Origin of the sequence: Tardiphaga sp. OK245, from assembly GCF_900108575.1 — a bacterium.
GTDB lineage: Bacteria > Pseudomonadota > Alphaproteobacteria > Rhizobiales > Xanthobacteraceae > Tardiphaga > Tardiphaga robiniae.
Genome location: NZ_FNWZ01000001.1, coordinates 1,236,900 through 1,260,190, shown reverse-complemented (window position 1 = coordinate 1,260,190; position 23,291 = coordinate 1,236,900). Strand labels below are relative to the sequence as shown.

Here is a 23,291-nt window from a genome sequence, read left to right as displayed (position 1 = left end):
CGTTTTCCGAGCCACAGGAAGGGACACCTTTTGGCGCCGAAGTCATTTCCGCTATTTGCTTTGCTATGTGTGTTGATGGCCGCGCCGATGGCTGCTGTGACCAGCCCTGCGCTGGCGCAGAAAGCTGATGCGCCGCCTGCACCTGCAGCTTCGACGCTGTCCCCCGATCAAGCCAAGGCTGCGCTCGACACGTTGCAAGACGACGTCAAGCGCAAGGAAATGATCGATACGCTGCGCGCGATCGCCACGGCGACACCCGCATCGCCGGAGAAGAAGCCTGCCATTCCGCTCGACGCCGACAGTCTTGGCGCGCAATTGCTGGTGACGATTTCCGATCAGCTCGGCGATATTACGCGCGAGGTCTCGACAGCCGTGCAATCGGTCACGCGCTTTCCGGCCCTATGGTACTGGCTGCAGCGCAGCGCCAACGATCCCGCCACCTATCATCTCCTGTTCGACATCGCCTGGAAGCTTGTTGTCGTATTCGGCGGTGCGCTGGCGGCGGAATGGCTCATGGTTTGGCTGCTGCGGAGGCCGCAGGCCGCGCTCGAGGCGCGCATTCCTTTCGTCGCCCGTGCGCCGTCCTCGCTCATCGAACGTGCCGATCCACCCTCGTCCACGGCCGACTTTACCGAGGCGCCCGATCTCAACAAACGGCGGCGCAGCCTGACCCGGGCCTGGCAATCGCTGCTGCGGCTTCCCTATGTGGTTGGGCGTCTTCTCCTCGAATTGTTTCCGATTTTCGTCTTTACCGGTACGGTATCGCTGCTGCTCGGCACCCAGATCGGCGATGCCGGGATCACGCGCCTCGCGATCCTTGCGATCGTAAACAGCTATGTGGTGGCGCGCGCCATCATCTGTGCGATGCGCGCGTTGTTCGGGCCGCTCGCTCTGTTCAGGGTGAAGGAGGAGACCGCAGCCTATCTCGAAATCTGGACGCGTCGCATCGTCGGCGTCGGCGCCACCGGCATCGCAATCGCCAATGTTGCCCTGATGATGGGTCTCTATCGCTCGGCGCATTTCGCGCTGATCAAGCTCGTGATGCTGGTCGTGCATCTGTTTGTTGTCGTCATCGTCCTGCAGTGCCGGAAGCCCGTTGCCGATGCACTCCGCGCGCCGATCGGCGCTACGGGCTTCCTGAGCGCGATGCGCAATCGCCTCGCCAGTCTCTGGCATGTGCTGGCGATCGTCGTCGTGATGGCGGCTTGGACCATCTGGGCGCTCAATATCCAGAACGGTTATTCATTGCTGCTGCGATACATCGTCGGCACGGTCATTGTCGCGCTGGTGGCCCGGCTCGTCTCGATGATTGCGCTGAGCCTCATTGATCGCGGTTTCCGCATCAAACCGGAAATCCTGCAACGCTTTCCGGGTCTTGAGACGCGTGCCAATCGTTATCTGCCACTGTTGCGCAAGGTCGTCGCAACGATCATCGCGGTGATCGGCCTCGTTGCCTTGCTGGAAGTGTGGGGCGTCAATGCCATTGTCTGGTTCTATGGTGGCCAGATCGGCAGTCGGGTCGTCTCGGCTGTTATCACCGTCGGCATCGCTGCCATTGTCGCTGCGGTTGTGTGGGAAGGTAGCAATGCGCTGATGGAGCGTCAGCTCGCGGCGCTGACGCGCGATGCTCATTTCGCCCGCGCGGCCCGTCTGCGCACGTTCCAGCCGATGCTGCGTACGACATTGCTCGGCGTAATCATCGCGGTGGTTGCGCTCACCGCGCTGAGCGAGATCGGTGTCAATGTTGCGCCGCTGCTCGCTGGTGCCGGCATCCTCGGTATCGCTATCGGCTTCGGTTCGCAGAAGCTGGTGCAGGACGTGATTACCGGCTTGTTTCTGCTGCTGGAAAGCACCGTGCAGGTTGGAGATAACGTTACGGTGTCGGGTCTGTCGGGTGTCGTCGAGAACGTCTCGATCCGTACCATCCGGCTGCGTGCCGGCGATGGTTCGGTTCATATCATTCCCTTCAGCGCGGTGACCACCATCACCAATGCCAGCCGCGGTGCAGGCAACGCGGCCGTCAGCGTCAGCGTCGCTTACAAGGAAGATACCGACCGCGCGGGCCAGTTGCTGAAGGACATCGTCGAGCAGATGCGCAATGAGGCAGCTTTCAAGCCGCTGATCCGCAGCGATCTCGAATTGTGGGGCGTTGACAAGGTCGATGGTTCGATGGCGACGATCGTCGGGCAGATCCGGTGTACCGATTCCGGCCGCTGGGCGGTGCAGCGCGAATTCAATCGCCGCATGAAAATCCGCTTCCAGGAAGAAGGTATCGAGATCGCGTCACCCGGACAGACCGTCCTGATGCAGTTGCCTCCGCCGACCACTGAAGCTGCAGAGGACAATGACGCAGATATCGAGCAGAGCAAGTCAGCGCAGCGCCGCGCCGGCTAGTGATTGTCGCTGCAGCTCCGGATTGACCAAAGTTGCGGCTACGTGCGGCGCAATGGCAGCCATATTCGCCATCTGGCCACGCGGCCTCTCTGGCAGATGGACGAGCCGGAAGACAAGAACGAACCAGAATAGGCGCGTTGGTCGATCTAGTGCAGGACGTTATTGCCGGGCCGGATAACACCGAACTGGGGTGAAGCGGCATAGAGTTGCTGCAATTCCGCTTCCAGTTGCTCGTTGACCATCAGCAAAGCCTTGAGCGCGCCGCGCAAGTCGCCATTGCAGGTAGAAATGATTTCGTCGATCACAGCATCGGTTGGGCGGGCCGTCATGGAACTATCTCCGGTTCAGATCATGGCGTCAGTCCGCCGCCTGATCGTGGCGATAACCGGGCGGGAACGAATGCGTTCCTGTGGATAGCGTGGACAGTCCTTGCAGGCCGCTCGTCGCGATCACCGTGGCAAAGCCGCCAAACGCCCCCCATATCCACAACATTGTTTCCCGCCACGGGCCTTTCCTCAGTGAGAAAATTTGTGATTGTGCTGCTCGCGCTACTCGTCGTTCCCATCGTTGTGTCGGCCGCCAGATACTGGATGGGTGATCGCTCGGTCGATTGGCAGAGCGCGGATCGTTCCAGCGCCGGCCTGTTGCCACCGCCCGCCGCCCATCCCGAGGCGCTGGTGCGCGTCTTTGCGGCGCGGACGGTGCGCTGGCGCGGTATTTTTGCGGTCCATAGCTGGATCGTCTTCAAGGAAAAGGGCGCGTCGCGCTACACCCGCTACGATTATACGGCGTGGGGCGAGCCGATCCGCCTGAATGGTTTTGCCGCTGACGGCCGCTGGTTCGGTGACGTGCCGAGCGCCATCGCATCCGCCGATGGTGACGCGGCCACGGCGATGATCCCGAAAATTCAGGCGGCGATCGCTGGCTATTCCTGGCGCTCCTACGGCGACTATCGGGCCTGGCCCGGGCCGAACTCCAACACATTCGTCGCGGCCGTTCTGGCCGCCGTGCCGGAATTGCGGGTGGCATTGCCGCCCACCGCCATCGGCAAGGATTTTCCCTATGCCGGCAATGCCTTTGGCTGGACACCCTCCGGGACCGGCGTGCGCGCCACGCTGGGCGGCTATCTCGGTGTCACCGCAGGCTGGGTCGAAGGGGTCGAGCTCAATCTGCTCGGTGCCGTATTCGGCCTCGACATCCGCCGGCCCGCGATCAAACTGCCGGGCATTGGTCGTCTTGGCGTCAGCGCGTAAATGGCGCGCGGCGCGAAACCCACAGGGTACCGCCGCGTAGCTGGATCGTGCACAAAATTTCCCGGATATCGGCGATGATATCAGTCACTGTGGTGGCGGTGCTATGCGTGCTGGCCGTGGCCACGCAGGTCGGCGTGCTGGTATTCGAGCGTAAATATCCGCCAACGGGTGAGTTTGTCGACGTCACGAGCGGCCGTCTGCATGTGGTGCAGATCGGACCACGCGATGCATCAGGCCCGCCGATTGTCCTCATCCATGGCGCCACGTCGAATATGGAAACCATGCGGCTGCCGCTCGGCAATATGCTGGCAGAAAAACACCGCGTTATCCTGATCGACCGTCCCGGCTTTGGCTGGAGCACGCGTGACGATTTGTCGAACTCTTCTCCGGCGATGCAGGCGAGGATGATCGACGAAGCGCTTGAAAAACTCGGCGTCGATCAGGCGATCGTTGTGGTGCATTCGCTTGCCGGCGCACTCGGCGCGCTGATGGCGCTGGACTATCCGCAGCGTTTCGCAGGACTGGTCATGCTGGCGGGTGTCACTCATCCCTGGCCCGGTGGCGTTGGCATCTATAACGAGGTCGTCACCACTCCGGCCATCGGCAAGCTGCTGGCCTATACGATTACGCTGCCGCTTGGCTATTTCCTGACGGATATGGGCGGACGCGCAGTGTTTGCGCCGCAGCCGATGCCGGAAGGCTATATCGCGCAGACCGCGACGCAACTTGTACTGCGGCCGCGCAACTTCCTCGCCAATGCCTGGGATCTGGTAACGTTGAAATCTGCCGTCATGGCGCAGGCATCGCGCTATGCCGATATCAAAGCTCCGACCGTCGTGATCGCAGGCTCTGCCGACACCATCGTATCGCCGGAGATTCATTCGCGTCATTTCGCGAAAACCGTGCCGGGCGCCAAACTAATCGTGCTGCCGAACGTTGGTCATATGGTGCAAAACGCTGCACCTGATCTTATCATGAGGGAGATCGAGGGCATGATCTCGGCCGCTGACACAAAACCGAAGGCCGCCTTGCGCTAACGTCCCGCTCGATCGACTTCAAACCAAATTGAGGAGAATTGCATGACCACGACTTTCGGTTCGGCCAAATGGCAGGGTGGCATCAAGGACGGCAAGGGATCGATTTCCACCAAGAGCGGCGCGCTCGCCGACTATCCCTACGGTTTCGCCAGCCGCTTCGAAGGCAAGCCGGGCTCCAATCCTGAAGAGCTGATCGGCGCCGCCCATGCGGCCTGCTTCACAATGGCGCTGTCTCTGATCCTCGGCGAAGCCGGTTTCAAGGCTGACAATATGGAGACGAAGGCCGACGTGACGCTGGAGAAGCAGGGTGACGGCTTCGCCATTACCAAAGTGCACCTCACGCTCTCGGCCTCCATTCCCGGCGCCGACAAGGCGAAATTCGACGAACTCACCGCCATGGCAAAGGCCGGCTGCCCGGTGTCGAAGGTGCTGAACGCAGAAATCACGCTCGACGCGACGCTGGTGGGTTAAGCCTCACTCAGGCGGCGGATACAATCTCTCCCGCGATCGCGGGGAGAGGTTGTATCCGTGAACTACATATCCGCGTCGTTTGGCCCGACATAAGCGATGCGAACCATGTTGGTCGCACCTGGTGTGCCGAGCGGCACGCCAGCGACAATGATGATGCGCTGGCCGGCTTTGGCGAAGCCGTCACGGAAGGCGATGCGTCCGGCGCGATCGACCATGTCGTCGAGGTCCTTCGCATCCTCCGCCACTACACAGTGTACGCCCCACACGACCGACAGCTTGCGACCGGCGGCGAGGTTCGGCGTGATCGCTACCACTGGCGGTTTCGGCCGTTCACGAGCGACGCGGACGGCGGTGGATCCTGAGCTGGTCCAGCAAATGATCGCAGACAGATCCAGCGTTTCGGCGATCTGTCGTGCGGCGTCCGCAATGGCGTCACCGGCGGTAGGCTCGGGCTCGGGGCGCTGGGCCATCAGTACGGTGCGATAGGTCGGATCGCGCTCCACTTCCTCGCCGATGCGGTTCATCGTCGAGACGGCTTCGACCGGGAATTTGCCAGCGGCGGATTCGGCCGACAGCATGACGGCGTCCGCGCCTTCATAGATGGCCGTTGCCACGTCGGAGACTTCGGCGCGCGTCGGCACCGGGCTCTGGATCATCGACTCCAGCATCTGCGTAGCGACCACAACCGGTTTGCCGGCGCGGCGCGCCATGCGCGTCATGCGCTTTTGTAGACTTGGTACCCGTTCCAGCGGCAGTTCGACGCCGAGATCGCCCCGCGCCACCATCAGCGCGTCGGACGCTTCCAGAATGGAATCGAGACGGTCGATCGCCTGCGGCTTCTCGATCTTCGACATGATGGATGCGCGGCCGCGCACCAGCCGCTTGGCTTCATGCACGTCCTCGGCGCGCTGCACGAAGGACAGGGCTATCCAGTCGATGCCGGTCTCGAGTGCGGCTTCCAGATCCAGGCGATCCTTCGGCGTCATGGCCGACACCGGCAGGTCTGTATCGGGCAGGCTGACGCCCTTGCGGTCGGAGATGCGGCCGCCGACCACCACGCGCGTCACTGCGCGGTCGTTCGATGTCTCCTCGGCAATCAGCCGCAGCTTGCCATCGTCGATCAGCAGCGCATGGCCCGGGCGAAGTGCGGCGAGAATTTCCGGATGTGGCAGGTGCACGCGGGTGGCGTCGCCGGGGGCAGGATCGGAATCCAGCACGAAGCTCTCGCCATTCTTGAGCTGCACGCCGCCTTCGGCAAAGGCGCCGACGCGCAGCTTCGGGCCCTGCAGATCGACCAGAATGCCGATCGGGCGGCCGTAGCTGCTCTCGACATTGCGGATGGTCTTCACCAGCTCGCGCATCTTGTCATGCGGCGTGTGGCTCATATTGATGCGGAACACGTCGGCGCCGGCCTCGAACAGCTTGCGGATCATCGCGCTGTCGGAGGAGGCAGGGCCGAGCGTGGCCAGAATCTTGATGCGGCGTTGACGTCTCATTGTTTGCCTCCCGGCGGTACTGATGGCGGCAGGGTCGTTGACCCGCCCGGGGGCGCGCCACCTGGCGTGTTGGGCAGACCGGGGAAGCCCGCGCCGGGGGCGCCCGGAGGCGGTCCGGTCGGCCCCGGAATGCCCGGCAGCTTCGGCGGTTGTTCGTTGGTTTCGGTCAGTTGCACCGTCCAGGCACGCTGTTCGCCGGTATCGACCTCGAAGAAGCCGGTCCGGTCAAAGCCGCGCGCGAGGCAGTTTTCGGTGCCTTTGATGGTGAATTCCTTGTCGCGGGAGCACATGAAGGCCTGACCCGACCACTCACCACCCCGGTCGTAATCGAGTGCGTAGATATAATAATACCGCGCAACCAGAGTTCCGCGCAGCAAGGTCTCGCAGGCTCGCGATGAGACGTTCCACCAGCCCTCGGTGGTCCAGCCTTCGGCATCCTTGTAGCCCAGCGCGATCCCGACCCGGCTCGAGGTGTTGTTGCACAGCCGGAAATCAGCCGCCGCGGGGCTCGCCCACAGGCACGACAGGGCCAGCGCCAGCACCGGCAACAGGCCGGCGAGGGGGACGCGTCGAAAGGGGCGGGAATGGGAATCTCTTGCGGTCATGCGGCGAAGCTATCTCAATTCGTTGACGATTTCGCTTGACCCGGCGGGCCTGTCAACGGTCGCGGAACCAATTCTGTCCCGCCAGGCGGTTTGCGTTGTGATATGGCAAAATCTGTGACAGCGCCCATGTTACACCAAGACGACAGGCCGGTATCGGGTGCAACAGCGAGACCATTCATGGCGATTGACGACAAGATCCAGACCGAACTCGAGGCCGCCGCCTTTCGCCGGCTGGTTGACCATTTGCGCGGTCGCATCGATGTGCAGAATATCGACCTGATGAATCTGGCCGGCTTCTGCCGGAACTGCCTGTCAAACTGGCTGAAGGACGCTGCCGACGCCAAGGGCGTGGCGATGACCAAGGATGAGAGCCGCGAAGCGATTTACGGCATGCCTTACGAGACCTGGAAATCGCTGCATCAGGCCGAGGCCAAACCCGAACAAATTGAGGCCATGAAGAAAGTGCACAGCGGGCACTGACGATTTCTCGTCTTTTTGAGGCGTGAAATCAAAGCTGTGGGGGCGCTGTGGATGACCGCGAAGGTGCCTTGACGCAAGGCGCCTTGGTCTTGAGTGTCATTTCCTTAAGATTAATGCGCGCATAACGCTGCGCACTCAAACCCACCCCATATCCGCTTAAAGCAACATCAGTTCACCAGGAGTTTTCGATGGCCACCTCTGCTGCGTCCGTGCTGGACGATCAGGCGACACATTCTTTCGCCAAGGATCAGCTCAAGGCTATCGTCGAGCGTATCGAGCGCCTTGAAGAAGAAAAGAAGACGATCTCCGACGACATCAAGGACGTCTATGGCGAAGCCAAGGGCAACGGCTACGACGTGAAGGCGCTGCGCACCATCATCCGCATGCGCAAGCAGGACGCCAACGAGCGCGCCGAGCAGGAGACGATCCTCGAGACCTATCTGCAGGCCTTGGGAATGCTGTAAGGCGTCGAGCCGCGTTTCATCAACTGCCCCCCAAGCGGGAAGCAGTCATCAGTGGCGTTCCACGTCCATCGAGACTGCCGCGTGCCGGCTCACCTGCTTTCGCAGGTGGCGCCTGTTGCAGGTGGTACATGCATCATGAGCTCCGCGAACGTGCTCCATGCTTGCGCATGAGCGGCGCTCGCGCCTCGATACCATGGTGCCGTGGCCATCACGACGTTCGAGATGGCCATCCAGGCATTGTTGTGCCGCATTCACAGCGGATCGCGGATCAACGGCGAGGTTGAACAGTGGATGCCGCCGCCGCCAAGTGCGACCTTGTCGTAGGGGACGACGCGCGTGGTAATGCCTGCTTCGGCGAATTTGTCCATGGTTCGCGGTGAAATCCCTTCGGGCGCGATCACGTGTCCTGGGCGCACGGCGAGACAATTGATGACCCAGTTCTGATCGTCCGGGCATACTTCGATCTGGCGGATCTTCAACTCCTTCAGCTTCTCCAGGAACCAGAACGGCAGCAGTGTCGGATTCAGGAACGCGGTGTCGCGGTCGATCATCACGAACATGCCGTCGATATGCAGACGGTAGCCGGTGAGATGAACGCGCAGGAGTTCGATGCCCTGCGTGCGCAGCACGTCCTCAAGCTGGCGCGCGCCTTCCTCATCGACGCGGCTCGACAGTCCGACCACGGCGACCTTTGGCGTGATAAAGGCGAAGCTGCCGCCTTCGAGCAGCCCGGTCCCGGAGATTGTGCGCAGGATCGGCATGCCCAGATTGGCGAGGGTGCGGGTCACCGGCAATTCCTCGCCGCGGCGGATTGGTGGGCCGAGGCGCGTGACGATGGCGCCGCCATCGACGGCGATGACGCTGTCGCGGGTGTAGACGGTCTTCATCTTGCCCGGCGCGCACCTGTCGACATAGACGACCTCGACACCTTCGTCGCGCAGGGCGGCGGCGAGCGCGTCATGCTGTGCTTGCAGCGCGGTGAGATCGGGGACCGTATCGCCGCGCCAATACCAGCCCTGCGCCGGATCGCCAAACGCGCCGATGTCGGGAAGCCGCTTGGCGGGGTCGACGATATTCAACTCCGGACCCGGCCGATGCATCAGCACCATGCGCAGCCGGCCAACATCGTTATTGCAGCCCCAGCGGCGGCCCCACACGCCGACCTGCTGCGACTCCGCCTCGAAGGCTGGCTCGGCCTGCGATGCGAAGGTCTTGATGAGCATATTGTAGCGATATTCAGGTTCGGAGATGATCGACATGGATGGTCTCTTTGAAGCGGGATGTTGAAGAGGAGGGGCGTTGCGCGGCTGAATGCAGATGTCACGGTGCAGCGGTGGGAATGGTCCATTCTTCGCCACGTACGGTGCTGACATATTCGGGCCAGCGGTAATGCACGGGTGGTGCAAATTCGCGCGGTAGCAGCGGTGCGACCCATCGCGAGCCGCCGATCCCGCCGCCGGTGCGTTCGCGAAATTCGGCCTGCGCCTTGTCTAGCGACACGCCATCGGTGAGTAGGTCGAGAATGGTGGTTGCTATCACCTTGCTGGCGGTGAGCCACATGGGATCGATGCAGACGGGCACGCCGCCCATCGCGTGGCGGGTCCAGTCGGGATAGCGATAGCCGGGGTCCGGCGCGCGCAGCGTCGGACGTCCCACATAGAGCCGTACGGTCGGCGCGTGCCACGTGTAGTCCACATAATCGTCGGCGGCGAGATTGGTCTGCCAGGATGGCAGTTGTTCGCGGAAGGCCTTCTCGCCATCCCACGGTGCGGTCAGATGTTGGATCTCCGGTGCAAACGGATCTTCCATCGGCACCACGCCAAGACTCGTTTGAATCTCGCGGCCGAACGCGCGCGCTTCATCGCTCCATTGCGGTGCGCCGATCGCCTCGAAATTGCGCCAGGTCACCTCGGCCATGGCGTGATTGGGAAGGCCAGCCCTGGTGCGGGTAATCCAGCTCCCCGTGACCTTGCAGTGAGTCATTGCCGCACAATGTTCGGCGTTGCGATCGAGCACTTCGAAGACGCGCCGGCACATATCAAGGGTCGGCGCGCGTAACGAATACTGAATCTGACCAAGGCCGGGTGCGAGATTATCCGCGGCGGCCTGCCCGGCATGCAGGATGAACTCGTTCAGGCTCCAGCTGCCGTGATGCGGCAGCATCGCTTCCTTCATGTATTTGCTGGACGTGTACATCAGGCACACGGCATCGATCGCGCCGGGCGCGCGGGCTGCCGAATGGCTATGCGCCACGCCGGCGATGGCGCCTGCGTTCTGCCAGGTTTCTGGAGAATTGCATTCGAACGTGTAGATCCGGCTCCAATACGGCGCGCTGTGGGTATCCCAGAAACAACTATTGGCAAGGCGGGGAAATGAATGCGGATGAAAGCTGATCGCCGCGTCGAGATCGTCGTAATAGCCTTTCGCAGCATGGATCGGCTTGGAGCCGCACATCTTCTCCGCGGGCTCGCCGAAAAATTTCAGTCGCCCCTTGATGCCGCGCGTTCGCATCACGTGCTTGGCGGCCAGAAAGCCGGCGAAGGAGCCGAGGCCGAGCGCGGAATGCGGATCAGTGTGCCCGGCCGCATGACGGCTCACTCCCTCGCGCGGCTGGCGCCGCGGTACCGGCGCCTGCGACGTGCCAGGGATCGCATCATATTCGGCATAGCCGCCGATCGTCGGGCCATCGCCGTTCGACCACTCCGCGACGAAGGCGGTGGGCATGTCGCCCGAGCCGGTCTCGACCGCGAAGCCTTCCGCCTTCAGTCGCTCGACGTACCATGCTGCCGATTTGTATTCGCGCCACGACGGTTCGTGGAAATTCCAGATCGTCATATGATCCTGCGACAGGCGCGCGGCATGGTCGTCGACCCAGTCGATCGCCAGCGTCTTGTCGGGTGTGAAATTCCTGTGCTCGGGCATGGTTATTGTTTCCCCGTTATGGCGTGCGTCGTGCACGGATGACGATATCGATGACCAGCAGGACGACGGTGGTCAGCACCAGCACCGACGCCAGCGCGGCGATGGTCGGATCCAGGCTTTCGTTGATGCCGTCCCACATCCGCTGCGGCAGCGTGAAGACCTTGCGGCCAGCGACAAACAGCACGATGACCAATTCATCCCAGCTATGGATGAAGGCGAAGATCGCTCCGGAGATGATGCCGGGCAGGATATTGGGAATGATCACCATGCGCAGCGTCTGGCTCATGCTGGCGCCAAGGCTTAGCGCCGCCTGTTCCAGCTTTGGATCGAAGCCCGCCAGTGCGGTCGAGACCGTGATCACCATGTAAGGAAGCCCGGTCACAGCGTGAGCGATGATCACGCCGACATAGGAATCGATTAGTTTCAGGTCGACCCAGAATTGATAGATGCCCAGCGCATACACGACGGTCGGCACGATGATCGGCACCAGCATCAGCGTGCGTACCGCGTTGCTGGCGCGGTTGCTGATCCGCCAGCAACCGATGGCGCAGAGCGTACCGGTGACACCGGAAAGCAACGTCGAAGCCACTGCAATCATCAGGCTGTGCCCGATGCTTGCGAGCCACGCGGGGCTGGTCAGCAGGCTGCGATAGTATTGCAGCGACAGGCCTTCGTGGGGCAGCGACAGGTAGGGTCGGTCCGTCAGCGAGACGGCAAAGACAATGGTGACCGGCAGCACAAGAAAGCAGATCACCGCCCAGGCCATCGAGCGCGTCATGATCGAGATGTTGGAGGGGTCCGACGCTGACACGGCCTATACCGATCCAAATAGCTTGCGCAGATCGACAAGGCGGCCAAATACCGCAAGCAATACGCCGATCACCACCAGCAGCGTCACCGCCAGCATGGTGCCGACACCCCAGCGCACCACCTCCATGATCTGCACCTTGATATATTCGGCGATCATCAACGTCTTGCCGCCGCCGAGCAGCGCCGGCGTGACGAAGAAGCCGAGCGAAAACATGAAGACGAGCAGGCCCGCGCCAATGACGCCCGGCATGGACAGTGGCAGGAACACCCGGCGGAACGCCATCCCACGGGTCGCGCCAAGGCCGCGGGCGGCGGAGATGCAACGCTGATCGATGTCGCGCATGTTGGAGTAGATCGGCAGGATGCCGAACGGCAGCATGTAGTGCACCATGCCGATGATCACGCCGGTCTCGTTCCAGATCAGGCTGAGCGGATGCTCGATCAGGCCACTCCCGATCAGGACGTTGTTGATCAGGCCTTCGCGGCGCAGCAGGATGAACCAGGCGAATGCGCGCACCAGCACCGAGATCCAGAGTGGCACGATCACGCCGAGAAACATCCAGCGCCTGGCCTGTTCGCCAGCATGCACCAGCGCATAAGCAACCAGATAGCTCAGCAGCAAGGTAATGAGCGTGGTCAGGATGCTGATCCGAGCTGTCGTCATCAGCATCTTCTGGATCGAGGCACTGGTCGCCAAAAGCGCAAAATTATCGAGCCCGGGAGCCGGTTCGGTGACGCTGATCCAGAACACGCGGCCGATCGGGTAGAGATAGAACAGCAGCATCAGCAGCAACGCCGGAGCCATCAGCAGCCAGTAGCGCGCATCGCCGCGCAGCCGGCGCGCCAATAGCGGTCGCGGGGCGTCGGCGGTCTCCACCGCCGGGCCCTCGTCGATCGTTACAAAGCGCGACAGCAATGCTCGCATGGCTCAGGACGAGATGAAGTCGAGGAAGCTCTGGAACGTCTTCGAGTGATTTTCGATGTACCACTCGGCGTTGATCTTGGCCTGTACCGCGACATTGTCCGGATCTGCCGGATTATTGCTGCGCAGGTCGGGCGGCACCAGACTCTGCGCTGCCGGGTTGGAGGGGCCGTTGCCCATGGCAGCGAGCAGCTTCACCTGCCCCTCTGGCTTCTGCATGGAAGCGATGGCACGAAAGGCTTCGGCTCCAGCCGGATTGCCCTTCGGAACCACCCAGAGGCCCGGCTGCAGCAATCCGTCCTTGAAGGTATAGGCGATCCGGCCCTTGGTTTCGGTCTGCAGCACGTTGGCACGGGTATGCCACAGCAGACCCATTACGCACTCACCATCCCGCATCAGGCTCTGGCTCTCGGCGCCGCTGTTCCAGTACAGCACCTCTTTCTTGATGGTGGCGAGTTTGGCAAAGGCGCGCTTGGTATCGAGCGGATAGAGCTTGTCCAGCGGCACGCCGTCGGCGATCAGGCACATTTCGAGCATCGCCTGCGACTCCTTGCGCATCATGCGGCGGCCCGGATATTTCTTCAGGTCAAAGAAGTCGGCGAGCGTCGGCGTTTCTTTGATCTTTGCGGTATCCCAGGCCATCACCGAGGAAAACATGTAGTTCACTACGCCATTCTCATAGGCGAATTCGGGTGGCACCTTGGACTTGTCGACGATACTGTAGTCGATCTTTTCCAGCGCCTTGCGCGGATTGAGTTCAGCCAGTGTCGTGACGCCACCGTCGCAGACATCCCAAGTGACGTTACCTGACTGCACCATGGTGACGATCTTGCCGTTGAGCGCGCCGCTGCCATCGAGCACGATGCGGCCGCCCTCGGCGGCGAACGGTTGCACATAGGCCTCATCGAAGGCCTTCATGGCGATGCCGCCAAAATTCACCAGTACGACTTCCTTGCGCGCTTGAGCGCGCGCGTGGTGGGATGTCAGCACCGCCGGTGTGGCGATCAACGCGGCACCGGCCTTGAGCAACTGGCGGCGCGAGAGAGCGAAGGGCGTCTTATCGAGAGGCATTCTGCGTCTGGTCATGGGCCTGTCTCATTGGGTTGATGGGTTGCATGCGATCGGGAAAATCAGTTGTCTGCGACGAGCGTCCCGGCATCGGCATTCCATCCGATCGTCACCGGCTGGCCGGTTGCGGGCGAGCGCCACATCCCGGTCGGGATCACAACGTTGACGGCGCCGAATTCCGACGTATCGATCACGAGCCGGCATTGCGGGCCGAAATAATTCCATTCGGACAACGTGCCCTTGACGCTGTTGCCAGGTATGGGAGCGCCGTCCGAGATCGCGATTTTCTCGGGCCGCAATGCGACTATCACGTCCCGTCCCAGCGGCGGGTTCTCGCCACCTGCGGTCGCCTGAGTGAACCGCGTGCCGCGATGCGCGACCACGAAGCCGCCGGGCACATGCGTCTCGACCGTGCCGTGAAGGAAATTGCTCCGGCCCAGAAAGTTGGCGACAAAGGTCGTCGCCGGCCGGTCATAGAGCTCGCTTGGCGAACCCTGCTGCACGATCTTGCCATCCCGCATCACTGCGATCCGATCGGACATCGATAGCGCTTCATCCTGGTCGTGTGTGACGTATATGAAGGTGAGACCGATCCGCTTGTGCAGACGCTTCAACTCATCCTGCATGTCGCCACGCAGATTCTTGTCGAGCGCGCTTAAAGGCTCGTCGAGCAGCAGCAGATGCGGCGTAAACACCATGGCGCGGGCGAGGGCCACGCGCTGCTGCTGTCCGCCTGACAGTTCGCGCGGATAGCGGCCGGCGCGCTGCGCAAGCTGCACCAGTTCGAGCGCCTCATTGACCTTCGCCTTGATCTCGGCGCTTGGCCGCTTTCGCACCTGCAGCGGAAAAGCGACGTTGTCGAAGATGGTCATGTGGGGAAACAGAGCGTAGCCCTGAAACACCATGCCGAAATTGCGCTGTTCCGGCGGCAGGTGGACGATGCTGTGCCGATCCAATTGGATATCGCCGCGATCGGGCTGCACGAATCCGGCGATCGACATCAGAAGTGTGGTCTTGCCCGAGCCCGAGGGGCCGAGCAGCGTCAGGAATTCACCGCGCTTGACCGTGAGCGACACGTTGTCGAGTGCCGTGAAGTCGCCATAGCGCTTGGTGATGCCCTCAACGTTCAGGTCGTGACCGATGAGAGCAACAGTCATCGCGGGCGACGAGTTTGTGACCATGTCCAGTATGACATACGCTCCCCAGATCGAGCGCCTATTGATACAGTCGCGCTCACGGACCTTTTTGCTCACAAAAGTGTGGCCGACGGCGTTCGTGGCAACAATCGACTAAATTGCATGCCATGCGTAGTTTTTTTGAATGATAGCGTAGAAGCGAATTTATGAGGCAGTCGCTGCCCTCATAATATTCAAACGCTTGAATCGATCGCCTACTCGGCGGCATCTGATATGCTGGTCGGGGCGCCGTTCTGCAGCGTCTCCTTGAGCCAGCGGCGCAACACGACGAGGTCGGCATCGCCCCATCGCTTGGCGGTTGCGAGAAAATAGTAGCCGCCGAGTCTGACCGGGCGAGGACTGAGATCGATCAGCCTGCCGGATGCCAGATCATGTTCAACCAGGAGCGTATTGGCCAGCGCCACGCCTTGTCCCAGACGCGCCGCTTCGATGGTGAGATGCCCATGCCAGAGCCGCGGGCCGCGTAGCATCGGCAGATCCGTCACGCCGCAATATTCCAGCCACTGCTCCCAATAGAGAGTTGAGGCCTCATGGATCAGTGGCAGCCTGAGGAAATCCTCGGCGTCCTTTACATCGGGAAAACGGGCGAGGAATGCCGGACTTGCCACGGCGTGAACGAGTGGATGCGCGATCAATTCGGTTCGGACGTCAGGGTGGACTTCGAGGCCGTTGATGCAGATCACTTCGGCATCGGCCTCGCAGCGCAGCAGATCCGGGCGCGCCAGTGTCGGCTGCAGGATGATCTCACAATTGCCGAGACGGCTCTGCAATTGCGGCAGCCCGGCGAGCAGGCGCTGTTGGGCGATGCCTGGAATACACCACAGCGTCAGGCTGCGACGGAAGGCCGGGCGGATGTCGTCATTGGCCTGGCGCATGATGTCGAATGCGCGCCGGATCTGGGTGTGAAACGCGTCGCCCGCGGCTGTCAGCAGCAAACCACGGCCCCGCGGCTCGACCAGGATGACATCGAGATCGAGCTGCAGATTTCGCAGATGTCGAGAAACGACTGTCGGACTGACGGCAAGCTCCTCGCTGGCCGCCTTGACACTGCCCGTCCGCGCAAAGGCGTCAAAGGCTCTCAACGCGTTGAGGGGAGGAAGGCGCATCGAACAGCGATCTCTCGACAGGTTTGGCAGGAGGTTGCGCGACCAGCCAGTGCGGGCCACTTGGGCCACAACATCATAACGCGGCAGGCGTCCCGGCAAAGTGGAAACTGCGTGGACGACATGGAAGCGACACGGCAGCTGCCGCGCTCTGGAATCCGTATGACCGCGCGAAGAGCTTCACGCCAATCGAGTCGCAAGTGCTCTGCTAGGTTTCCGGACGTTAATGCGCACGACCATCCAGACGGACGTCAGCGCAACAGGCGCGTCGAGATCGTGGTGACGCCAACGTGTCTTTTCCTCGCGCAGCTCTACAGCGCGGGGAAAGGGGCCAGCCAGTTTGAAGTTGAAATCCCTGCCGGGCCTCAGCGCAGCGACGCCGTGCGCATCACAAATGCTGTCGTCGCAAGCGAGGCCGTTGCCGAGCCGGTGAAGCGGTCGCAGACCAGACCGAGCTGCGGATCATCCGAGAAAGTCATCGCCACCACCGCCTGCGGCTTGACGAAGTGTGCGCGCAGGATGGTCATGTCGCCGTCGCCCATCACTGAGGCTGACATCGACGTGGTGGCGCTCGGCGCGAGGATCATTGCGCGCATCCAGACATGGTTGTCGGGAATGACTGCTGCGGTCAGGCGGGTCGCTACGGTGACGGTGCTGTTCTGGCCTTGAGCGCCCTTCGCGACGACGGTCGTGATGTTATTCACCGCCATCGGGTTCTTGGCCACGGAGGCCGGACGCATGCTACGTGGGATCGGCGCGCTGGCGGCAACGACATTGGCGCGATCGACCGGGGAGTTAGCCGGCGGCGCATAGGCCATCGCCTTGGCGAAGCTGGACTCGGTGGCGGCCGGCTGCGGATCGACCACATTGGCCAAGGCCTGCCGTGCGGTGATCGCGGCGACCTGCTGCGGCGTGGCCTGTTTCGGCGCCGGCATATCATCCCAGAAGCCGCGGGCATTGATAATATCGGCCGGCGTCTGCGGCCGGTTGTCGGTCTTGGCTGCGGGCGCCGGAATCGGTGCCTTCGGGCGCGGTACCGGAACGGTCTCGGTGTCGGCCGATGCGAGCTGATAGGTTGCTGCTGCGGCCGGCTTGGAGCGCGGCATCGGAATGGAGTCCGAAGACTTCGCCTCAGCCAGCTTCGTTTCAGCCAACTTCGTTTCGGCCTGCTTCGTATCGACCGGTTTCGCAGGCATCGCGGCGGCCATCATGCCCACAGGCGACGGCTTGGCGGGTGCGATCGCGGCTGCTGCGCTCTCGTCTTCGTCGTCATTCGACTTGCCACCACGGAACAGCGAGGCGAACAGGCCCGGCTTGCTCTTGGCAAAAGCTGCACTGTCGCCATCGCCGCGCTTCTCGATCTCAGCCATCGCCAGCTGATAGCCAGCCAATGGACGGCCGTCGGTGGGGAGATGCACGGTGCGGCCGTCGGGGAAGACGCGCGCCAGCTGGTCATGCGTCATGCGTGGCCAGTGACGGATGCTGCCAGTGTCGAGATGCACGAAAGGCGAGCCGGAGGTCGGATAGAAGCCGACGCCGCCGCGCTGCAGGCGCATGCCGGCGAAGCGGATCTTTTCCAGCGCCACGCCGGGAATGAAGAAGTCCATCGCATGGCCGAGCATATGCTGGCTGGCGCGAGCGACGCCGGACGAGCGGCGGCGGAGCATGGCGTTGGTGGCGGGGGAGCGATAGGCGGAGATAATCTGGATCGGCGCCTTGGCGTCGACGTCGCGGTAGACCTCCCAGAGGATGTCGAACAGGCGACGATCCATGTTGGTCTGGTCCTGGCTGCGCCAGTCGCGGAGGAAGTAGTTGATCTTCTTCATCCCGTCGTCGTCATAGCGGCCGTTGCGCTTGAACGTGACGGTGAGGTCTTCGCCTGAATGGGTGTGGTGGAACGAGAGGGTGCGGGTTTCGTCGAGAGCGGTGGCGTTATGGACGGAGCTGGCGCCTGCCATCAGCAGAACTGACGCGAGGCCGGCATGAAAGCCAGCGCGCGATGTTCGCAATCTCGTTTTGCGTGCGAAACCGCTCAGCACGTATGAACCCACCCAAGTCGACAACTCTCTCGCTACCCCATGCGGCGACAGAGAGTGAACGTACTCTTAAAACGGGAGGGTTAACCGAGATTTACAACCCATCCCCCCAAGCGGGCTTTTCAGCCAGCCATTAAACTTAACCCATTGAGTATGGCGAAAAATAGCCCGCTGCCGGGTTCCAGATGGACGATGGTTAATCTGGATAAAGAGCGAAACGTAAAATGGGCTCCACCGGAAGGTGAAGCCCTTGATAAGTCTTTCGAATTTTGAGGACTGGCGTCGCGCTTAGCGGGTCACCGTCCGGCGTGGTTTCTGACCGGGCGCAACTGGCTGTGGTGCCGGGGCACCGCCGCCAAACAGGCGCTCGAAGAAGGACAGGCCGCCGTTGCTGGCCATGCGCGAGCCGTTGTCGTTGAAGGCCACGCCCTGCGGAATATCCGCGCGCGGGCGCGAATAGCTCGGCTGGGCCCGGGCAACGACCTGTTCCAGATCCTTGTTCTTGCCGCCGCGGAGCAACTGCATCATCTGCGCGTCGCGTCCGTAGATATCCTTGCGCAGCTGCAGCTTGCCAGCGTCATCGACGAAGGCGGTCTGGTACGTGATGTTCACCGGGATCGGCGTCGGGAATTTCAGGTCGATCTCGCTGCGGCCATACATGCCGCGAACCTTCTCCGGCGTGTAGTGCTCGTTCGGCATCGTGATGTTCAGCAGCGTCGCGGCGTATTGATCCGGATTCTGCACGCGCATGCAGCCGTGGCTGAAGGCGCGCTCGTCGCGGCCGAACAGGTTCTTGTCCGGTGTATCGTGCTGATAGACGAGGAACTTGTTCGGGAAGTTGAAGCGGATGCGGCCCAGCGCGTTGGCTTCACCGGGGGGCTGCGCAATGTGGATGCTGCCGTCGGAATTGCGCGTCAGCTTCAGGCCCATGCGGTCAAGCACCGTCGGGTCCTGCTGCAGAGCGGGCAGGTATTCGTTGTAGATGATGGACGGCGGCACGTTCCAGGTCGGGTTGACCGTGATGTACTTCATCGTTTCGGTCATCAGCGGCGTAGCGTGATTGCCCGGCTTGCCGACGACGACGCGTGTGGTCCAGACCTGCGCGCCGTTCTGCATCACTTTCAGCGTATAGTCCGGGATGTTCAGCATCACATAGGCATTGCCGACTGCGGACGCGCCGAGCTGGCGTGGCAGCCAGCGCCAACGCTCCATGTTGACCAGCACCGTATCGATGTGGCGGTCGCGCTTCGGCGAGTTCATCGCGCGCACGGTGGCCTCGTCCAGCACGCCGGTGGCCTTCAGATCGTTGCTTGCCTGATACTTGCGAACGGCTTCGGCGACGGCAGCGTCGTATTTGGTCTCGGCCGGACTCTCGACATTGAGGCGCGCGCGCAGCAACGGCACGCGCGGGTCGTCCATCACGGTCGGGTTCGGATTTTTCTTCGTGGCCTTGGCGAAACGCAGAGCCGGGCCCTCGCCGATCGGCTGTACTGGCGTTGCGGTTTCGCCGCGCAGTTCAGCGAGCTTCTTCTTCAGCTCCTGATAGCCCTTGTGCGGCGGGTTGTAGGCGTCGAGGGCTGCCGAAGCGTTCTTCGCGGTCGAGATATTGGCGAGCACTTCCGCCGGATCTGTCGGATGCTCCGGATACATGATGTCGCCAGTCACCTGCGACCAGTGCATGCGGCCGCTCTGTGCCTGGCGGGCATAGTCGAGCATGCTGGCGGTGAGCTTCAGCTCCGCCTCGGCGAGCGCATCGGGCGTATTCGCCGTGGTGAAATCCGGCACCGGATAGTCTGCGGCGTCGAGGCCGTCAGAAGCGGCGTCCTTGAGGCGCGCAATGACGCCCTTGGCGGCAGAGGTGGCTGCGCCGCCCTGGGTCCAGATCGGTGCGAAGTCACGTGCGGTGTAGAACTTCTCGACCGCGGCGCGCTCGCTCTTGCGGTCGAAATAGCGTGTGGACTTGGCGCCGAACATATCGCGCAGTTTCTCGGCGACGGGCTGGTCGCTGGACGCAACGGTGGTCGCGGGCTTGGCGATGTCCTTGGCGACATCCTTCGGCGGCTCGGCTGCGGGCGCAGGAGGTGCCACAGCAGTCGCGGCCGGCGGTGTCGCAGCGGCGGGCGCGGTTACAGCCTCGCTCGGCTTCACATCCGCAGGCGCTTGCGCGGCCTCGGTTGCCTTTGGCGTATCGGTCGAGGTCGAGCCGATGGTTTTCTCGGACGTCCGGGTCGCGTCCGGCACGGACGCGGTGGTCTCGGCCTTTGGTGCATCGGCCTTGAAGTCGGCAGCGGTCGGCGGGGCTACGTTGGCGGGTTCCGGGCGCGGCACCGCCGCATCGATGGCGAGTTCGGAGACACTGTCGCGGGGCGCTGCGCTCTGGGCAGCAGCTGCGGCGCCAGCGGAAACCGTCAGGAATGTCGCGGCCACGGCCATCAGCACGCGGTCGAATCCCGAGCGGCCCTTGGAATAGTCTCGCATTCTCGCACCTCGTTAGGTGAGCTGTTCCGGCATGGAACAGTTCTAGTCTGACGTCATCAGCTTCGGTTGAAGCAGTCGCGCTGTTTTGCCTGCCCGCTCCGATTCAGAGCGCTTCCTGTGCAGACGATACACGCGCCCGGCACAAGCGCTAGCGCTTGTCGGACAAGTCACAACAAACTGACCTCAACCTCCCCGGTTTGCAACGCATACCGAGGTTTCACCGATGCTTTTGACTTTGTGTGTCACCAGACCGCAACGGTTCAAGTTCCATAACGATCGCAACAACATGTTCAATCGCGTGGGAGGCGAGAAGTTCAGTTCGACGGTGCGGAATCCGCAATCGATGAATCTCTCTCCGCTGCCTCATCGAGCTTGCGGTAGAGCGTCGACCGGCCGATTTTGAGGCGCCGTGCGACTTCCGACATCTGGCCGCGATAGTGCGCAATGGCAAAGCGGATGATCTCGGATTCGAGCTCTTCCAGTGCCCTTACCTCGTTCTCGGCTGTCAGCATGGACAGGCTTCCAGCGGCGAGCGATATCGGGGCTGCGTCGATGCCCGGTACCATGGTCGGCGCCATCGTGTGGAAGACGGGGTCTACAATCAGCGGCGCGACTGCCGATGCCACGATCGATGGAGCGTACGCGGTCGTTTGTGGGAAGTCGGCCAGTCCGAGTTGATCGCCTTCGCTCATCACTACGGCGCGGTAGACGGCGTTTTCCAGCTGCCGGATATTGCCCGGCCAGTCGAGCTGCGTGAGCATCGCCATAGCGTCGCCGGCAATGCTGGTAATCGGTTTGTTCTCCTCGGCGCAGAAACGCGCCAGGAAATGCCGCAGCAGATACGGAATGTCCTCGCGGCGCGCCCGCAGCGGCGGCACCGTCAGCGGCAACACATGCAGGCGGTAGAACAGGTCTTCGCGGAATTGCCCGGCTTTGACGAGATCGAGGAGCTTGCGGTTGGTGGCCGAGATGATGCGGACGTCGACCTTGACCGGCTTGCGCCCGCCCACGGCCTCGACCGAACCTTCCTGAAGCGCGCGCAGCAGCTTCACTTGTGCCGATAGCGGCAGCTCACCGACTTCGTCGAGAAACAGCGTGCCGCCGTGAGCCTCGACAAATTTGCCGAGATGCCGGTCGGTGGCGCCGGTAAAGGCGCCCTTCTCGTGGCCGAATAGGATCGACTCCACGAGGTTGTCGGGAATGGCGCCGCAATTCACGGCCACGAACGGCTTGCTGCTGCGTTCGCCCGAGCCGTGGATGGCGCGCGCGATCAATTCCTTGCCGACGCCGGACTCGCCTTCGATCAGCACGGGGATCGTGGAGGTCGCCGCCTTGCGTGCGGTGCGCAGCACGGCGTCCATGCCGGCATTGCGGGTGACGATGTCGGCAAAAGTGAGCTTGCCTTCGCGGCTGTGCCTGATGCGCTGCAATTCGCCTTTCAACGCACTGGTATTGAGCGCATTGCGCAGGCTCACCTGCAGACGTTCGACGCCGACAGGTTTGACGACGAAGTCGTGCGCACCGGCACGCATGGCGGACACAACATTCTCGATACCGCCATGGGCGGTCTGGACGATGACGGGGATACTGAAGCCGCTCTCGCGGATCTTGTCGAGCACGCCCATGCCGTCAAGGCCGGGCATCATCAGGTCGAGGACCAGCGCATCGATGGCGGCCGCTTCGGGATCAATCAGCCGGGCCATGGCAGCGTCACCGCTATCGACCGTGATGGCCTCATAGCCGCAGCGCTGCACCATGTTTTCGAGGAGGCGGCGCTGGACGGCGTCGTCATCTGCGATGAGGATTCGTTCGGCCATGGCAACTCCAGAGCGGGTATGTCCCGATTTGAGCCACCATGGCGATCAAAGCCTTAATGCTTTCATAACACCGGGGCGAGGTAAGCCGTCGCATAGGGCCAGACTTCGCGGGCACCGCGATAGATCATGTCACCCGCCACATAGAGAATGATTGCGAGGCCGACATAGGCGATCCAGCGGTGCTTCTGCAGCAGCTTGGCGATGAAGGAGGCGGCGAGACCCATCAGCGCGATCGACAGCACCAGGCCGAAGATCAGGATGCTCGGGTGCTCACGCGCAGCACCAGCGACCGCGAGGACGTTGTCCAGCGACATCGACACATCGGCGACGGTGATCTGCCAGATCGCCTGGCCGAGCGTCTTGCGCGGGCCGTTGGCCGTGCCGTCGGCATTAAGCTGGTTCTCAAGCTCGTTGAGATCGTGCTCATGCCCGGCGCGCAATTCGCGCCACATCTTCCAGCACACCCACAGTAAGAGGATGCCGCCGGCCAGAAGCAGACCGATGATCTGCAGCAGTTGAACGGTGATGCTGGCGAAGCCGATGCGCAGGATGGTGGCGGCGATGATGCCGATCAGGATGGCCTTGCCGCGCTGTTCCTTGGGAAGGCCGGCGGCCGCAAGGCCGATCACGATAGCGTTGTCGCCGGCGAGAACCAGATCGATCATCACGACCTGGAAAAGTGCAGTCATAGCTTCAGCGGTGAAGAACTCTGTCATGTGGGCCACTCCGTATGAACGTC

20 protein-coding genes are annotated in these 23,291 nt (G+C 62.3%); 6 read left to right on the top strand and 14 right to left on the bottom strand.

Annotated elements, in window-relative coordinates:
- Positions 1-87 precede the first annotated feature (87 nt).
- The gene (locus tag BLW80_RS05790; protein WP_244527970.1) at positions 88-2,394 is read left to right on the top strand and encodes a mechanosensitive ion channel domain-containing protein; all 2,307 of its coding nucleotides are present in this window, start codon (positions 88-90) and stop codon (positions 2,392-2,394) included.
- A 146-nt stretch (positions 2,395-2,540) separates the two neighbouring features.
- Here the strand turns inward: BLW80_RS05790 and BLW80_RS05785 are convergent, their stop codons facing one another.
- Entirely contained in the window at positions 2,541-2,723 is a 183-nt protein-coding gene (locus BLW80_RS05785; RefSeq protein WP_093757148.1) for a hypothetical protein, read from the bottom strand.
- A gap of 201 nt (positions 2,724-2,924) precedes the next feature.
- Between BLW80_RS05785 and BLW80_RS05780 the strand changes: the two genes are divergently transcribed.
- The 3 genes from BLW80_RS05780 to BLW80_RS05770 all read left to right on the top strand — a co-directional run bounded on the left by BLW80_RS05780 (position 2,925) and on the right by BLW80_RS05770 (position 5,155).
- Positions 2,925-3,647, top strand: coding sequence for a DUF3750 domain-containing protein (locus BLW80_RS05780; RefSeq protein ID WP_170849581.1), 723 nt, complete (start codon positions 2,925-2,927; stop codon positions 3,645-3,647).
- Between the two features lie 74 nt (positions 3,648-3,721).
- The gene (locus tag BLW80_RS05775; RefSeq protein WP_093757147.1) at positions 3,722-4,684 is read left to right on the top strand and encodes an alpha/beta fold hydrolase; all 963 of its coding nucleotides are present in this window, start codon (positions 3,722-3,724) and stop codon (positions 4,682-4,684) included.
- 42 nt (positions 4,685-4,726) lie between these two features.
- A complete protein-coding gene (locus BLW80_RS05770) occupies positions 4,727-5,155 on the top strand; it encodes an OsmC family protein (protein ID WP_093757146.1) in 429 nt (142 codons plus the stop codon).
- A gap of 62 nt (positions 5,156-5,217) precedes the next feature.
- Here BLW80_RS05770 and pyk read toward each other — a convergent pair whose 3' ends face one another.
- Both pyk and BLW80_RS05760 read right to left on the bottom strand, forming a co-directional pair.
- The gene (gene pyk, locus BLW80_RS05765; protein ID WP_068728836.1) at positions 5,218-6,651 is read right to left on the bottom strand and encodes a pyruvate kinase; all 1,434 of its coding nucleotides are present in this window, start codon (positions 6,649-6,651) and stop codon (positions 5,218-5,220) included.
- Entirely contained in the window at positions 6,648-7,256 is a 609-nt protein-coding gene (locus BLW80_RS05760) for a DUF1036 domain-containing protein (protein WP_093757145.1), read from the bottom strand. The genes pyk and BLW80_RS05760 overlap by 4 nt, the downstream gene beginning before the upstream one ends.
- A 177-nt stretch (positions 7,257-7,433) precedes the next feature.
- Here BLW80_RS05760 and BLW80_RS05755 point away from each other — a divergent pair, with 177 nt between their 5' ends.
- Both BLW80_RS05755 and BLW80_RS05750 read left to right on the top strand, forming a co-directional pair.
- Entirely contained in the window at positions 7,434-7,736 is a 303-nt protein-coding gene (locus BLW80_RS05755) for a DUF1244 domain-containing protein (protein WP_093757144.1), read from the top strand.
- 188 nt (positions 7,737-7,924) lie between these two features.
- Complete coding sequence (locus BLW80_RS05750) at positions 7,925-8,200, top strand: DUF2312 domain-containing protein (protein ID WP_068728829.1); 276 nt, start codon at positions 7,925-7,927, stop codon at positions 8,198-8,200.
- A gap of 251 nt (positions 8,201-8,451) precedes the next feature.
- On the opposite strand, the gene BLW80_RS05745 is transcribed toward BLW80_RS05750, so the two are convergent.
- From BLW80_RS05745 to BLW80_RS05695, 11 genes are all read right to left on the bottom strand, one after another.
- The gene (locus BLW80_RS05745) at positions 8,452-9,459 is read right to left on the bottom strand and encodes a dimethylarginine dimethylaminohydrolase family protein (protein ID WP_093757143.1); all 1,008 of its coding nucleotides are present in this window, start codon (positions 9,457-9,459) and stop codon (positions 8,452-8,454) included.
- Positions 9,460-9,520: 61 nt separating this feature from the next.
- Positions 9,521-11,122, bottom strand: coding sequence for a zinc-binding metallopeptidase family protein (locus tag BLW80_RS05740; protein WP_093757142.1), 1,602 nt, complete (start codon positions 11,120-11,122; stop codon positions 9,521-9,523).
- A gap of 16 nt (positions 11,123-11,138) precedes the next feature.
- Positions 11,139-11,933, bottom strand: coding sequence for an ABC transporter permease (locus BLW80_RS05735; RefSeq protein ID WP_210185301.1), 795 nt, complete (start codon positions 11,931-11,933; stop codon positions 11,139-11,141).
- Between the two features lie 3 nt (positions 11,934-11,936).
- Complete coding sequence (locus tag BLW80_RS05730; RefSeq protein ID WP_093757140.1) at positions 11,937-12,857, bottom strand: ABC transporter permease; 921 nt, start codon at positions 12,855-12,857, stop codon at positions 11,937-11,939.
- Between the two features lie 3 nt (positions 12,858-12,860).
- A complete protein-coding gene (locus BLW80_RS05725) occupies positions 12,861-13,940 on the bottom strand; it encodes an ABC transporter substrate-binding protein (RefSeq protein WP_093757139.1) in 1,080 nt (359 codons plus the stop codon).
- A 44-nt stretch (positions 13,941-13,984) separates the two neighbouring features.
- Positions 13,985-15,079 (bottom strand): ABC transporter ATP-binding protein, encoded by a 1,095-nt coding sequence (locus BLW80_RS05720; protein ID WP_093757138.1) that lies wholly within the window; start codon positions 15,077-15,079, stop codon positions 13,985-13,987.
- A gap of 233 nt (positions 15,080-15,312) precedes the next feature.
- The gene (locus BLW80_RS05715) at positions 15,313-16,224 is read right to left on the bottom strand and encodes a LysR substrate-binding domain-containing protein (RefSeq protein WP_093757137.1); all 912 of its coding nucleotides are present in this window, start codon (positions 16,222-16,224) and stop codon (positions 15,313-15,315) included.
- Positions 16,225-16,586: 362 nt separating this feature from the next.
- Positions 16,587-18,260: a peptidoglycan L,D-endopeptidase MepK gene (gene mepK / locus BLW80_RS05710; protein ID WP_093757136.1), complete on the bottom strand. Its 1,674-nt coding sequence runs from the start codon at positions 18,258-18,260 to the stop codon at positions 16,587-16,589.
- A gap of 285 nt (positions 18,261-18,545) precedes the next feature.
- On the bottom strand, positions 18,546-20,735 hold the full coding sequence (locus BLW80_RS05705; protein WP_093757135.1) for a L,D-transpeptidase family protein: 2,190 nt from the start codon (positions 20,733-20,735) through the stop codon (positions 18,546-18,548).
- A gap of 314 nt (positions 20,736-21,049) precedes the next feature.
- Positions 21,050-22,552, bottom strand: coding sequence for a sigma-54-dependent transcriptional regulator (locus BLW80_RS05700; protein ID WP_093757134.1), 1,503 nt, complete (start codon positions 22,550-22,552; stop codon positions 21,050-21,052).
- 62 nt (positions 22,553-22,614) lie between these two features.
- Positions 22,615-23,268, bottom strand: coding sequence for a TerC family protein (locus tag BLW80_RS05695; RefSeq protein WP_093757133.1), 654 nt, complete (start codon positions 23,266-23,268; stop codon positions 22,615-22,617).
- Positions 23,269-23,291 lie beyond the last annotated feature (23 nt).

What these genes read in the sequence shown, in the direction of transcription:
- BLW80_RS05760 (WP_093757145.1), bottom strand. Translation starts at nt 7,256, where the DNA reads ATGACCGCAAGAGATTCCCATTCCCGCCCCTTTCGACGCGTCCCCCTC.
- BLW80_RS05745 (WP_093757143.1), bottom strand. Translation starts at nt 9,459, where the DNA reads ATGTCGATCATCTCCGAACCTGAATATCGCTACAATATGCTCATCAAG.
- BLW80_RS05720 (WP_093757138.1), bottom strand. Translation starts at nt 15,079, where the DNA reads ATGACTGTTGCTCTCATCGGTCACGACCTGAACGTTGAGGGCATCACC.
- BLW80_RS05725 (WP_093757139.1), bottom strand. Translation starts at nt 13,940, where the DNA reads ATGACCAGACGCAGAATGCCTCTCGATAAGACGCCCTTCGCTCTCTCG.
- BLW80_RS05695 (WP_093757133.1), bottom strand. Translation starts at nt 23,268, where the DNA reads ATGACAGAGTTCTTCACCGCTGAAGCTATGACTGCACTTTTCCAGGTC.
- BLW80_RS05790 (WP_244527970.1), top strand. Translation starts at nt 88, where the DNA reads ATGGCTGCTGTGACCAGCCCTGCGCTGGCGCAGAAAGCTGATGCGCCG.
- BLW80_RS05770 (WP_093757146.1), top strand. Translation starts at nt 4,727, where the DNA reads ATGACCACGACTTTCGGTTCGGCCAAATGGCAGGGTGGCATCAAGGAC.
- pyk (WP_068728836.1), bottom strand. Translation starts at nt 6,651, where the DNA reads ATGAGACGTCAACGCCGCATCAAGATTCTGGCCACGCTCGGCCCTGCC.
- BLW80_RS05715 (WP_093757137.1), bottom strand. Translation starts at nt 16,224, where the DNA reads ATGCGCCTTCCTCCCCTCAACGCGTTGAGAGCCTTTGACGCCTTTGCG.
- BLW80_RS05755 (WP_093757144.1), top strand. Translation starts at nt 7,434, where the DNA reads ATGGCGATTGACGACAAGATCCAGACCGAACTCGAGGCCGCCGCCTTT.
- BLW80_RS05730 (WP_093757140.1), bottom strand. Translation starts at nt 12,857, where the DNA reads ATGCGAGCATTGCTGTCGCGCTTTGTAACGATCGACGAGGGCCCGGCG.
- BLW80_RS05775 (WP_093757147.1), top strand. Translation starts at nt 3,722, where the DNA reads ATGATATCAGTCACTGTGGTGGCGGTGCTATGCGTGCTGGCCGTGGCC.
- BLW80_RS05740 (WP_093757142.1), bottom strand. Translation starts at nt 11,122, where the DNA reads ATGCCCGAGCACAGGAATTTCACACCCGACAAGACGCTGGCGATCGAC.
- BLW80_RS05700 (WP_093757134.1), bottom strand. Translation starts at nt 22,552, where the DNA reads ATGGCCGAACGAATCCTCATCGCAGATGACGACGCCGTCCAGCGCCGC.
- BLW80_RS05705 (WP_093757135.1), bottom strand. Translation starts at nt 20,735, where the DNA reads ATGCGAGACTATTCCAAGGGCCGCTCGGGATTCGACCGCGTGCTGATG.
- BLW80_RS05785 (WP_093757148.1), bottom strand. Translation starts at nt 2,723, where the DNA reads ATGACGGCCCGCCCAACCGATGCTGTGATCGACGAAATCATTTCTACC.
- BLW80_RS05750 (WP_068728829.1), top strand. Translation starts at nt 7,925, where the DNA reads ATGGCCACCTCTGCTGCGTCCGTGCTGGACGATCAGGCGACACATTCT.